Genomic DNA, 12,767 nt, shown 5'->3' with positions numbered 1-12,767 from the left:
ACGAGGTACCTCATACCCGCGGCGGTCTGCTACGTTTCCGCCTCATAAAGGCTAACCCTTTGCCGGTAATTCGCCAGCGAGACCGTGGAACCGGGGGCCGGACGGCTACTGGCGCACTTCGCGCACCGTCGGCAACACGAGCAAGGTGTTCGGCCACCGGGGCGGCGGGGGGCCGAATGCCCGGCGGGCATTACCGACGATCTTCTTGGCCACCATGCGATTGCCGACGCCACCGATCGCGGCGCCGATGCCCACCGGCAGCATTTTGCCGAACATCAACGCGCCACGGCGCAGGGCGTAGCGCTTGACGAAGTACTTGAGCATCCGTGTGTTGAGCCGCCCCAAACTCGACAGCGGCAATGACGCCATGCCCTCGGCCAGCCAGCCCCCGTTGGTGCGCGCGGGACCGATCAGCTCGCCGATCGCACGCTTGCTGTCGTCGCCCACCAGGACGGATAGCACCAGCGCCTGACGCCGCTCGTGGTGATCGGCGGGGATGCCGTAGACCAGGGCGGTCGACAGGACGAAGACCGCGGTCGCTTCGAGGAAGAACACGGTCTCGCCGGCACCCGCCGACATCGCCGTCAGCGTTCCGATCCCGGGGAAGGTCGCCGCGGAACCGACCGCGGCACCGCTGGCCATCAAGACGGTCAGGTAGCGGTTTTCCAGCTTGGTAACGATCTCGGCGGGACTCGCGCCGGGATATGCCCGCCGCAGCCGGGCCACGTAGGCCTCCGCGGCAGGGGCCTGGACACGTGAACTCCGCTCGATGACCTGCGCCAATGCGCGCGTCGAACGCTTCGGGCGACCGGAGCTTCCGGACGCCGCGTCATCCGGCAATTGCTCGGATCGTTTCAGGGACCGTGACCTAGTACGTCGCGCGCTCATAGTGCTTCTCCTGCCAATGGCGTTCCTCCCAGGCTAACGCGGGTTTGCTGAACGCGGGGCCAGCCGCAGCGCGTGCGCGAACCCGGCCGCGGATGGCAGGGGGTGCGCAGCCCGTCGGCCAACCCGGGATAATGCACGCTGGACACTGGTCGGTGGCGATGCGGGCCGTTTGCCGGTTGCGGTCGGGTGGATTCGCTGCGTGCGGGCGGTATCGCAGCTGCTCCGCGGTAAGCCGATCGTCGGGCACTGAAGCGAGGTGAGTGCATGACCACGCCGACGTCCGGGGCGTCCGGCGGAGCCCGGCGCGCGGGGACGAGTCGCGCCGACTTGGCCAAGGACCGCAAGTTCCTGGCGCCTTCCGGCGCTCTGAGGAGCGGGAACCCGTGGCACGCGCTCTGGGCGATGATGATCGGGTTCTTCATGATCATGGTCGACTCGACCATCGTCGCGATCGCGAACCCGACCATCATGGCCGACCTGCATATCGGGTACGACGCCGTGGTCTGGGTGACGAGCGCCTACCTGCTGGGATACGCGGTGGTGTTGCTGGTGGCCGGCCGGCTCGGTGACCGGTTCGGCTCGAAGAACCTCTATCTGATCGGTCTGGTGGCGTTCACCGCCGCCTCGATGTGGTGCGGGCTGGCGGGTAGTGCCGCCATGCTGATCGCCGCCCGGGTCGTGCAGGGGATCGGCGCCGGGGTGCTCACGCCGCAGACCTTGTCGACCATCACCCGGATCTTCCCGCCCCAGCGGCGCGGGGTGGCGGTCAGCGTGTGGGGAGCCACCGCCGGCGTCGCCAGCCTGGTCGGCCCGTTGGCCGGTGGCGTGCTGGTGGACGGGCTGGGTTGGGAGTGGATTTTCTTCGTCAACGTCCCGATCGGCATCGCCGGGCTGGCGTTGGCGGTGTGGCTGGTTCCGGAGCTGCCCACCCAGGCGCACCGGTTCGATTTGGTCGGCGTGGGCTTGTCGGCGGTGGGCGTGTTTCTGATCGTGTTCGGTCTGCAGCAGGGCCAGGCCGCCGGATGGCAGCCGTGGATCTGGGCGACGATCGTCGCGGGCGCCGGGTTCGTTTCGGCGTTCGTCTACTGGCAGTCGGTGAACACCCGGGAGCCGCTGATCCCGCTGGACGTGTTCGCCGACCGCGATTTCACCCTGTGCAGCGTCGGGGTGGCCATCACCTCGTTCGCCTCCACGGCGATGATGCTGCCGCTGACCTTCTATACGCAGACGGTGTGCGGGCTGTCGCCGACGCGTTCGGCCCTTTTGATCGCGCCGATGGCAATCGCCAACGGTGTGCTCGCGCCGTTTGTCGGCCGCATCGTGGACCGATACCACCCGCGGCCCGTCCTCGGGTTCGGGTTCTCGGTGCTGGCGATCTCGCTGACGTGGCTGTCGTTCGAGATGGGCCCGGATACCCCGATCTGGCGGCTCGTGTTGCCGTTCACCGCGATTGGTGTCGGGATGGCGTTTGTGTGGTCGCCGCTGACGGCCACCGCCACCCGCAACTTGCCGCCGCAGCTGGCCGGCACCGGCTCTGCTGTCTACAACTCGGTCCGACAGCTCGGTGCGGTGCTCGGCAGCGCCGCGATGGCCGCGTTCATGACGTGGCGGATCGGTGCCGAGATGCCGCGGGGCGCGTCCAGCCAAGACGCGGGGGATGGGGCTATTCCGTTGCAACTGCCCGAATTCCTGCGCGAGCCGTTCTCGGCCGCGATGTCGCAATCGGTGCTCTTGCCCGCGTTCATCGCGTTGTTCGGGATCGGCACCGCGCTGTTCCTGGTCGGCTTCGCGCCCTCGGTGATGTCTCGCGCGGGCATCGGCGGCGTGGCGTCCGGACCCGACGAACCCGATGATGACGACGACTATGTCGAAGTCATCTTGCGGCGCGAGCCGAGCAGCGAGCCCGGGACCGCTGCCAAGATCGCCCCAGTCGAGGCGCGACCCGCACCGATTGGATTTGCCCACAACGGCTCTCGCGTCGAGCGCGAGAAGCGCATCCGGCCCGTCGTCGAGCTTCCGCCGCACCTGTCCGGTCCGGCCAGCCGCAATCGTCGGGGCGCGCCATCGCCGGGCCGGCGGACAACCGGCTCGCCGCGACGTCGGCTCGATCCGGACGAGGACCCGACCGGCCGTTCCCCAGGCCGGTAGGGACCGGCCGCCGGAGGGGACCGTTACCGGGTGCCCGCCGTCAGGGCCAAGAAGCCGCCCAATTCCAGCAGGCCGGCCGGAGTGGTGGGCAGGTACTCGGTCAGCAATTCCGAACGCACGATCACGGCCGCGTACTGTGCTCGGCTCACAGCGACATTGAGCCGATTCCTATTGAGCAGGAACGAGATCCCGCGTGGGACTTCGTCGACCGACGACGCTGTCATCGAGATGAAGACCACCGGCGCCTGGCCGCCCTGGAACTTGTCGACGGTTCCGACTCGGACCTCGTCCAGACCCGCGGATGTCAACCGCCGGCGCACCAGCGACACCTGAGCGTTGTACGGGGCCAGCACCAGCACGTCCGAGGCCGCCAATCCCCTGGTGCCGTGTTCGTCGGTCCAGGGCGACCCGAGCAGCCGTCGGATCTCGGCGACGATGGTGTCGGCTTCCTCGGGGCTATCGATCGAGTTGCCTTGGTGGCGAACGGAAAGCACGTGCACGCCGGGGTGATACCCGTCGAGCCCGCGTGCGGCGGTACGCTCGGTCACCGGATGCAGCCTGCCCTCGTAGGACAGTTCGGAGACCGCGGCGCAGACCGCCGGATGCATCCGGTACGAGCGGTCCAGGAAGTAGCCGCGTTCGTCGGGCAACGTACGCTGGCCGTCGACGAGCCAATCGAGGGCAGATGTGTCGACCGGTTCGGGATGAGTGCCCTGACTGACCTGCGGCAGCTGTTGCGGGTCGCCGAGCAGCAGCAGATTCACCGCAGCCGGCGCCACGGCAATCGTGCTGGCCAAGCAGAACTGGCCTGCCTCGTCGATGACGAGCAGATCCAGGCTGCCCGGCAGCACCCGGTTGGCGTTGGCGAAATCCCAAGCCGTACCGCCGATTACGCATCCGGTGCTGGCCGAGATGAATGCTGCGTACTCGCCGCCGTCGATTTCCCGCCAGCGCGGAGCGTGGTGGTCGTACTTCTTCTTCGCGACCCGGCCCGGATCCAGGCCGGCATCGATCACCGCGTCGAGCAGGTTCTCCACCGCGGCGTGCGATTGCGCCACCACCCCGACGCGCCAGCCGTGTTCGGTGACCAAACCGGTGATCACCTGCGCTGCGGTATAGGTCTTTCCGGTTCCCGGCGGACCGTGCACCGCCAGGTAGGACGACTCGAGATCCAGTGTCGCGGCTGTTATATCGGCGATGGTGTCGGTGCTGCGCGGGAGTGGGGCACCGCTGCGAGTGCGGGGCGCGCGGCGCACCAGCACGTCGACCATCGCGGTGCGCGGTAATTCCGGCAGCCCGGCGGCCAGCGCGGCCGCGGTGGATTCGATCGACTCGCGCAGCGCTGTCGTGGGAAGCGGCGGCCCGGGCGTCAGCGCAAAGGGAAGTTGATGAAATGCGTTGCCGTCGCTGCCGACTCGTTCGACGATCACGACCTCGGTGGGCACCGCGGGGTCGTTGACCTCGACGACCCTGGCCCGTCCGGCCGCGCGCCGGTCGGGATTGCCGCTCATACTCGATGGAGCCGGCGCCTGGTAGAGCGCGAAGACGTCCGTCATCAGGTCGCCGCGGGCCAGCTCGCCGCGCAGCACCACGCGCCGCTGCGGCTTGCGGGCCCGCGGAGGCGTGTGCCAGTCCACGCTGAGGAATGCCTCGTCGGCCACGAAGACGTCGGTGTTGTCCGCCCATTCGTCGATCGGAAAGTTCAGCCGGTCGAAATGCGCCCACCAGAACGGCTTGTCCTCACGCCGGTGATAGCCGCGCGCCGCGCTCACCAGCGCGACGGCGATCTGCTCCGGCGTGCGGTCGGCGACCGCGGCGTCCCCGGCGAACGCCGACAGGACCGCCGCCAGTTCGTCCTGGCCGTCGACGGCGTTGCCGCCGGAAACCGGTTGGGCACCAACCGGTGTGACGCCGGATTCCCAGGCTCGCACCAGCAGCCAGTTGCGTAGTTCCTGAGTCGACCGGCAGTCGTAGTGGTTGTAGTCCTCGATCTCCTTGAGCACGGTTTCGGCTTCGTCGGCGCGGCCGGCATCGCGCAGTTCGCAGGACCTGGCATAGGAGGTGATCGAATCGGCGGCCGTGGTGACCTCCCCCGAGCGCAGCTGTGTGCCCATATACAGGGGCTCGAGAGCCTTGAGGCTGAAAGACTCAGCGCCTACCCGAATGCTCTTGCGCACCAACGGATACAGGTCGACCAGCGTACCGCTGCGCAGTAGTTCGTCGACCTCGTCCTCGCCGACACCGTAACGTCCGGCAAGTCGCAACAAGGCGGTCTTCTCGTACGGCGCGTAGTGGTAGATGTGCATGTTGGGTCGACGCTTGCGGCGTTTGGCCACCATCGCGAGGAAATCGATCAGGGCCCTGCGCTCGTCCACCCGGCCATGCGCCCACAGCGGGCTGAATTTGCCTGCGGCGTCCAACACCCCGAACAGGTATTCCAGGCCCCAGTCGTGGCCGTCGGCGGTCCACAGCGGATCGCCCTCGAAGTCGAAGAACAGATCACCGGGGTCGGGCTCCGGCAACAGCGCGAGCGGCTGGGGATCGACAACTTCGAACTGCGGGATCCCGGTATCACGTTGTCGTATTTGCAGTTTCGCCTGAGCGGTCAGCTTGGCCAGAACGCCGGCCGCCAGGTCGGGCAACGGCCCGCGATGTTCGGCCAGGTCGGCGACCGTGGTGATCCCGGCGTCGATCAGCTTGTCCCGCTGGCTGACTCGCATGCCGGCCACCAGCAGCAGATCATCGCCGGACTGCAGCTGCTCGACGCACAGCGGACAGCGAAAGCATGCCCGCACGCCCTCGTCTTCCCAGCGCACCGGGTCGCCGCCGGCGTAGTGCCCGTCGAGCAGCCGCTGCAACAGTGCGCGCTGCGATCGAAAGACGGGGATCAGATCACAGACGCGATACCGCACGACCGAGCCGTCGCCCAGCCGCAGCTCGGCCTCGGCCGCGACGGACACTCCCATCCCGGCGAGTGCATCGGCGTACGCCGCGAGTTGCAGCAACGCGGTGACCTTGGGGGAGCGGGCCAGCTTGGTGTCGATCAGGCGATACTGCTCACCATCGGCGACCAGGAAGTCGGCGAACCCGACGAAGCGGCCGTCGAACATCGCGGCCTGATACACCACCGGGGCGCGGTTGACGATGGCACGCCGGGTCTGCTCGGCGGCGGCGGTCAGTCCGGCGCGGGTATACGGCGGGCGTCCGATGACCGCGACGCCGTCCGTGAACTCCTCGCGCAGCCGGTCGAGCTCGCGTTGCTCGTGGGCGTCACCGAGCGTGGCGGTACGTGCCAGCAACTCGTCCTCGACGTCGACGGCGGGTCCCCAGCCCAGCTTCGCGTCGAAATTCCGGAGCAGCGCGTACTCGCATCGGGCGGCCGCGGCCAGGTCCGACGCGCTGTACACGATGCTGTCGTCGGTGACGAACACAGCAGCCACTGTAGGGGAGGCGGCCGACAGCGCGGTGCTCCTGCGAGGGTGTGCCGGGTCAGCGCCCGGCGCCGTTGCCGATCAGGTCGACGGTGTTGCCGTTCCAATGGAATCGGACGTCGGTGTTCAGGCCGTTGATACCGCTCGGGTAGGTCAACGCCACCGTGTCGCCGGTGGTTTGCGCCGCGTCGATGCCGTTGAACCCGTAGGTGTCCGGCACTCCCTGCGGGATGAACTGCCCGAGATGAAACAGCACCGCCCGGGTCGTCGCGTTGACCGCGTTGGTGTTGGCCTTGATGATCACCGCCGACAGCTGGGCACACTGGTTGTAGTTACCGGCCAGTGGCTCCGGGTTCCACGCCTGCTGGCTGCGCGGGTCGCGGGGCAAGTCGGAGACCACTTTCGCGATCGTGGGCGAGGCGAGATTGACCGCGCACGGGTCGGCCGGGGTGCTGGGGCCGGGCGAAGCGACTTCGGTCGGCATCGGGGTGGCCGGGGCGGTGATCGACGCGGGCGCCGTGGTGGCTTGCGGCGTCTTGGCGACCGTCGAATCTCCCGAACCGCAGCCGCTCAACGTCACGGCGAGCAGGACGCCGACGGTCAGGGGCTCGGCACGGCACGGCAGGCACGGTAGGCACCACACATCGCGCAACCGTACCGGCATCGCGTGCGCCGGTGTGACAGGCATGCCGCAGTCGCCCGATGAACACCGCCGCGCCCAGCTGCGCTGCGCTCGCGGCCACCACTAAACTTCTTGGACGATGACAGTCCCCGACGGCTCGCCTGACGCGGCCGCTACTACCTTTGCCGACCTGCAGATTCACCCCTCGGTCATGCGGGCCGTCTCCGACGTCGGTTACGAATCGCCGACCGCGATTCAGGCGGCGACGATTCCGGCGTTGATGGCGGGTTCCGACGTGGTGGGGCTAGCGCAGACCGGCACCGGGAAAACCGCGGCGTTCGCCATCCCGATCCTGTCCAAGATCGACGTGGCCAACAAGGCGACTCAGGCCCTGGTGTTGGCGCCCACTCGAGAGCTGGCCCTGCAGGTCGCCGAGGCGTTCAGCCGCTACGGCGCCCACCTGCCCAAGATCAACGTGTTGCCGATCTACGGCGGCTCGTCCTACACCGTGCAACTGGCCGGCCTGAGGCGCGGTGCGCAGGTGGTGGTGGGCACTCCGGGTCGGGTCATCGACCACCTCGAGCGTGGGACGCTCGACCTGTCGCACGTGGACTACCTGGTGCTCGACGAGGCCGACGAGATGCTCACCATGGGCTTCGCCGAAGAGGTCGACCGCATCTTGAGTGAAACCCCGGAATACAAACAGGTGGCGCTGTTTTCGGCGACCATGCCGCCCGCCATCCGCAAGCTCACCACCAAGTACCTGCACGATCCGCTCGAAGTCACCTTCAAAGCGAAAACGGCGACAGCCGACAATATTTCGCAGCGCTACGTCCAGGTGGCCGGACCGCGCAAGATGGACGCGCTGACCCGGGTGCTCGAAGTCGAGCCGTTCGAGGCGATGATCGTCTTCGTGCGCACCAAGCAGGCCACCGAGGAGGTCGCCGAAAAGCTGCGGGCCCGAGGGTTTTCCGCGGCCGCCATCAACGGCGACATCGCGCAGGCGCAGCGCGAGCGGACCATAGCCGCGCTCAAGGATGGAAGAATCGACATCCTGGTGGCCACCGATGTGGCCGCGCGCGGGCTGGACGTCGAGCGCATCTCGCATGTGCTCAACTACGACATCCCGCATGACACCGAGTCCTACGTCCACCGGATCGGACGCACCGGCCGGGCCGGGCGTTCGGGAAACGCGCTGCTGTTCGTCTCCCCGCGCGAGCGCCACATGCTCAAGTCGATCGAAAAAGCGACCCGGCAAACGTTGACCGAGGTCGAATTGCCCAGCGTCGAGGACGTCAACGCGCAGCGGGTGGCGAAGTTCGCCGATTCCATTACCGACACGCTCGGCGGCTCGGGAATCGAGCTGTTCCGCAGGCTGGTCGAGGACTATGAGCGCGAGCACGACGTCCCGATGGCCGACATCGCCGCGGCGCTGGCCTTGCAGTCGCGCGATGGCGAGGCGTTCCTGATGTCACCCGAACCGCCGCCGCAGCGGCGTGAGCGGCCCGAGCGCAACACCGAACATCGGGATCGCCCGGACAAGCCAAGGCAATCAAAAGATTTCGCCACCTATCGAATCGCCGTGGGCAAGCGTCATAAGGTCGGGCCGGGCGCCATCGTCGGCGCTATCGCCAACGAGGGGGGGCTGCACCGCAGCGATTTCGGCCACATCTCGATCGGACCGGACTTCTCGCTGGTGGAGCTGCCGCCAAAGCTTTCCCCCGCGACCTTGAAAAAGCTTGAAAAAACCCGTATTTCGGGCGTGCTGATCGACCTAAAGCCCGATCGCTCGTCCGGCAAACCCTTCGAAAAGCCCCGGCGCGGTGGTGGGAAACCACGCAGAAAAGACGCTGGATGACCCTGTCCGAGCAACAGGACGCCCAAGGCGGACTCGAGCAGGTCTCGCACGTCGACCGGGTCGCCGCCCTGACCGGTATCCGCGCTGTCGCCGCGATCCTGGTTGTCGGCACCCACGCGGCGTACACCACCGGCAAGTACACGCACGGGTACTGGGGCCTGGTCGGCGCCCGGATGGAGATCGGCGTGCCGATCTTCTTCGTGCTGTCCGGCTTTCTGCTGTTCCGCCCCTGGGTGAAGTCCGCCGCCAGCGGCGGCCCGCCGCCCTCGGTGAGTCGCTATGCGCGGCACCGGATTCGGCGCATCATGCCGGCTTACGTCGTCACCGTGCTGATCGCCTACGTGCTGTACCACTTCCGTGAGGCCGGACCGAACCCCGGCCATTCCTGGTACGGCTTGATCCGCAACCTCACCCTGACGCAGATCTACACCGACGGATACCTCGGCAAGTACCTGCATCAGGGGCTGACCCAGATGTGGAGCCTCGCGGTGGAGGCGTCCTTCTACGTGATCCTGCCGCTTTTGGCCTACCTGCTGCTGGTGGTGCTCTGCCGGCGGCACTGGCAGCCGAAGCTCGTCGTGGGCACGCTGCTGGCGCTGGCCTTGATCAGCCCGGCATGGGTTGTCCTGGTGCACACCGATCATTGGTTTCCCGACGGCGCCCGGCTGTGGCTGCCGACGTACCTGGCCTGGTTCGTAGGCGGCATGTTGCTGGCGGTGCTGCAGGCGATGGGAGTGCGCTGTTACGCGTTCGCAGCCATACCGCTGGCGGTCATCTGCTACTTCATCGTCGCCACCCCGATCGGGGGCGCACCCACGACGTCGCCGGCATCGACGCCGGAGGCGGTCGTCAAGACGGTCTTCTACACGGTCATCGCCACCCTGGCGGTGGCCCCGCTGGCCCTGGAGGGCCACGGTTGGTACTGGCAGTTGCTGTCCAGCCGGCCGATGGTGTGGCTCGGCGAGATCTCCTACGAGATCTTCCTGATCCACCTGGTGACGATGGAATTCGCGATGGTCTACATCGTCCGGGCGCACGTCTATACCGGGCCGATGCTGTACCTGTTCATCGCGACGCTGGTGGTGACGATCCCGCTGGCCTGGCTGCTGCACCGCGTCACGCGCGTACCGGGCTGAGTGACATCCGACCTTAGATAGGTTACCCTAACCTAACTTCATGCGGAGTTGGGAAAGGGCGTCACACCGATGAGCGAACACAAGGCATCACGCGGCTTTGCGGGCGCGGTGCTCAAGCTGATGGGCGCCGGGGACTACCGGCTGACGGTCACCGGACGGCACGAGATCGGCCCGCACTACCTGCAGCTGAACTTCGACGCCGGCGGCATGCTCGCCGCCCACCCGGTGCATCCGACGATGTGGATCCGGATGTGGTTCGCCGACGGTGACAAGCTGCACCAGCGCGGTTACACGTTGGTCGACCCCGACCCGGTCGCGGACACCGTGAGCATCGAGTTCGCTCTGCATGACGGCGTCGCATCGCAGTGGGCGCGCGCGGCCCAGCCCGGCGACACCATCGATGCGACCGTGCTGGGCAGCAAGTTCGCCATACCCGAACCGGCGCCGGCCGGATACGTCATCGTCGGCGACAGCGCCTCACTGCCGGCCATCAACTCACTGCTCGCCTCGATCGGCGACGCCCCGGCCCAGGTGTTCTTGGAGGCGGGCCACGACGACGACAAAGACCTGCCGGTGGTGGTCGGCCCCGACACCACCTGGGTGGACCGCAAGAACGCCGGTCAGGGGCTGCTGGAGGCGGTGCGATCGGCGGCTTTCGACGCCGGCGACCACTTCGGCTGGGTGGCCTGCGACAACCGCACTACCCGTTCGATTGCCAAGACGTTGCGGGAGGACTTCGGAATCCCACGCAAATCCATTAAGGCGCAAGCCTATTGGGTGGCCTGATTACGAAAAGGCGGATGGCTGCCAGCTAGCGGCGGGCGCTTGCCGGGGCGATGATCGGGACGACAAATTCCTCGATCATCGCCCGCTCCTCGTTGTCGTCGCGGCCGGGATACGTCAGCAGCGACACGATCACCCGGACTGTCCAGCGGGCCCGGCGTTCGACGACGGCGGGATCGTCGGGTCCCAGTGAATGCAGGAACGCCGCCGCCAAGGCCGCGATCACGTCGGACTGCCCGGCCAACTCGCCACCGATCGGCGGGCGGGTAGTGGCGAACCACGATGCCAGCGCTGGGCTCTCGCGAACCATCTGCAGCGTGACGAGGATGCTCACCACCAGCTTTTCGCAGGGGTCTTCGATGCTTCCGGTTCGCGCGAGGATGTCGCGGCCCAGCCGGTGCGTCTCCCGGTGGATGTAGGCGGTTCGCAGTGCTTCCCGGTTTTCGAAGTACCGGTACAGTGTCGCGCGGGAACAGCCTGCGGCCCTGGCGATCTCGTTCATGCCAATGGAATCCGAATCGCGTGCGGTGTAGAGCTGCTCGGCCGCGTCGAGTATCCGGTCCGCGGCTGCTTCGCTGCGGCTGGAGGCGAGCCAGTCGTTGCCGGGCATCAGGACTTCACGCTGATCGGCACCGACACCGGACGGCGCACGTAGCTACCGCCCGCCCACACGATCGAATTTTCTTCGACGTCGAAGTCCGGGCAGCGGGTCAGCAATTCGGTCAGCGCGACCCGCGATTGCATCCGCGCCGCGGCCGCACCCAGGCAGTGGTGGGCGCCGTGGCTGAAGGTCAAGATGTTGCGCGGGCAGCGCGTCACGTCGAGTTCGCCGGCATCCGGCCCGTATTGACGTTCGTCGCGGTTGGCCGACCCGTAGAGCAGCAGCACCCGGCGATCGGCGGGGACTGTGGTGTCGCCGATCGTCACGTCGCGAGTGGCCGTGCGAGCCAGTCCTTGCACCGGCGAGGTCAGCCGCAACAGTTCCTCGACCGCGTCGTTGATCAGTTCGGGCTTGTCCGTCAACAACTCTCGCTGGTCGGGACGCTGATGCAGCAAAGGCACCGAGCCGCCGAGCATGCCGGTCACCGTGTCGTTGCCGCCGGTGACCATGGTGAAGGTGAACGCCAGAATCGACAGCGTGCCGGAGATGTCGCCGTCGGCGCCCACCCCGGCGGCGACCAGGTGGGAGATGGTGTCGTCCTGCGGATCGGTCCGGCGGCGCTCGATCAGCCCGGTGAAGTAGGCCATCATCGATCCGACCGCGTCGCCGACGGTTTCCAGCGCGCCCGCAACGCCGCCGTCAGCGGTGTTGGCCGCGACGATGGCCTGTGTCCAGCCGTCGAATTGGGCCCAATCCTCTTCGGGCACACCGAGATAGTGTGCGACCACCATCGACGGCAGGGGCTTGAACAGTTCGGCGACGATGTCGCCGCCGCCATCGGCGCGCAACCTCTCGATGCGCTCCACGACGAAGTCACGCACCTTGGGCTGCACCGCCTCGACCTGCCGGGGGGTGAACCCGCGCGACACCAGCTTGCGAAACTCGGTGTGTACTGGTGGGTCCTGCATGACGAACGGCGGATTGTCCTGCAGGCCAATCATTTCCAGGTCGCCATAGTTGACCGTCAGTCCCTGCGCCGAGGAAAAGGTCTCGTGGTCGCGGGCCGCCGACCACACATCGGCGTGCCGGGACAGCACGTAGTAGTCGTGCTCGGGATGTTTCGCGGGAACGACGTGGTGCACCGGATCGTGGTCACGCAGCGCGCGGTACATCGGCCACGGATTCGGCCAGGTGCCGGCGTCGGCGAGCTGAAACACGACCGGTGCGTTGTGAGACATAACCACTGTCATGTCTCATTCGTACGACAGTGATGCCTATATGTCAACAGACTAGGAGCGCC

9 protein-coding genes are annotated in these 12,767 nt (G+C 67.3%); 4 read left to right on the top strand and 5 right to left on the bottom strand.

Features of this window, described 5'->3' with window-relative positions; genetic code table 11:
- Positions 1–105 precede the first annotated feature (105 nt).
- Entirely contained in the window at positions 106–888 is a 783-nt protein-coding gene (locus OK015_RS22990) for a hypothetical protein (RefSeq protein WP_268126398.1), read from the bottom strand.
- A 264-nt stretch (positions 889–1,152) separates the two neighbouring features.
- Between OK015_RS22990 and OK015_RS22985 the strand changes: the two genes are divergently transcribed.
- A complete protein-coding gene (locus OK015_RS22985) occupies positions 1,153–3,036 on the top strand; it encodes an MDR family MFS transporter (protein WP_268126396.1) in 1,884 nt (627 codons plus the stop codon).
- 23 nt (positions 3,037–3,059) lie between these two features.
- On the opposite strand, the gene OK015_RS22980 is transcribed toward OK015_RS22985, so the two are convergent.
- Positions 3,060–6,467, bottom strand: coding sequence for a TM0106 family RecB-like putative nuclease (locus OK015_RS22980; protein WP_268126394.1), 3,408 nt, complete (start codon positions 6,465–6,467; stop codon positions 3,060–3,062).
- A 58-nt stretch (positions 6,468–6,525) separates the two neighbouring features.
- Positions 6,526–7,119, bottom strand: a complete 594-nt coding sequence (locus OK015_RS22975; RefSeq protein WP_268133013.1) for an LppP/LprE family lipoprotein — start codon at positions 7,117–7,119, stop codon at positions 6,526–6,528.
- Positions 7,120–7,228: 109 nt separating this feature from the next.
- Here OK015_RS22975 and OK015_RS22970 point away from each other — a divergent pair, with 109 nt between their 5' ends.
- From OK015_RS22970 to OK015_RS22960, 3 genes are all read left to right on the top strand, one after another.
- Positions 7,229–8,947, top strand: coding sequence for a DEAD/DEAH box helicase (locus OK015_RS22970; RefSeq protein WP_268126392.1), 1,719 nt, complete (start codon positions 7,229–7,231; stop codon positions 8,945–8,947).
- Complete coding sequence (locus tag OK015_RS22965; protein WP_268126391.1) at positions 8,944–10,083, top strand: acyltransferase family protein; 1,140 nt, start codon at positions 8,944–8,946, stop codon at positions 10,081–10,083. The genes OK015_RS22970 and OK015_RS22965 overlap by 4 nt, the downstream gene beginning before the upstream one ends.
- 69 nt (positions 10,084–10,152) lie before the next feature.
- Positions 10,153–10,869, top strand: coding sequence for a siderophore-interacting protein (locus OK015_RS22960; protein ID WP_268126390.1), 717 nt, complete (start codon positions 10,153–10,155; stop codon positions 10,867–10,869).
- Positions 10,870–10,894: 25 nt separating this feature from the next.
- On the opposite strand, the gene OK015_RS22955 is transcribed toward OK015_RS22960, so the two are convergent.
- Positions 10,895–11,476, bottom strand: a complete 582-nt coding sequence (locus OK015_RS22955; protein ID WP_268126388.1) for a TetR/AcrR family transcriptional regulator — start codon at positions 11,474–11,476, stop codon at positions 10,895–10,897.
- Entirely contained in the window at positions 11,476–12,717 is a 1,242-nt protein-coding gene (locus OK015_RS22950) for a cytochrome P450 (protein ID WP_268126386.1), read from the bottom strand. Before OK015_RS22950 ends, OK015_RS22955 begins: the two co-directional genes overlap by 1 nt.
- Positions 12,718–12,767: the final 50 nt, after the last annotated feature.

The sequence above is a fragment of the Mycobacterium sp. Aquia_216 genome, from assembly GCF_026723865.1.
GTDB lineage: Bacteria > Actinomycetota > Actinomycetes > Mycobacteriales > Mycobacteriaceae > Mycobacterium.
This window is presented reverse-complemented; position numbering and strand designations above follow the sequence as displayed.

Coding starts and splice junctions, on each gene's coding strand:
- OK015_RS22990 (WP_268126398.1), bottom strand. CDS start 888: ATGAGCGCGCGACGTACTAGGTCACGGTCCCTGAAACGATCCGAGCAA.
- OK015_RS22985 (WP_268126396.1), top strand. CDS start 1,153: ATGACCACGCCGACGTCCGGGGCGTCCGGCGGAGCCCGGCGCGCGGGG.
- OK015_RS22970 (WP_268126392.1), top strand. CDS start 7,229: ATGACAGTCCCCGACGGCTCGCCTGACGCGGCCGCTACTACCTTTGCC.
- OK015_RS22965 (WP_268126391.1), top strand. CDS start 8,944: ATGACCCTGTCCGAGCAACAGGACGCCCAAGGCGGACTCGAGCAGGTC.
- OK015_RS22960 (WP_268126390.1), top strand. CDS start 10,153: ATGAGCGAACACAAGGCATCACGCGGCTTTGCGGGCGCGGTGCTCAAG.
- OK015_RS22955 (WP_268126388.1), bottom strand. CDS start 11,476: ATGCCCGGCAACGACTGGCTCGCCTCCAGCCGCAGCGAAGCAGCCGCG.
- OK015_RS22950 (WP_268126386.1), bottom strand. CDS start 12,717: ATGACAGTGGTTATGTCTCACAACGCACCGGTCGTGTTTCAGCTCGCC.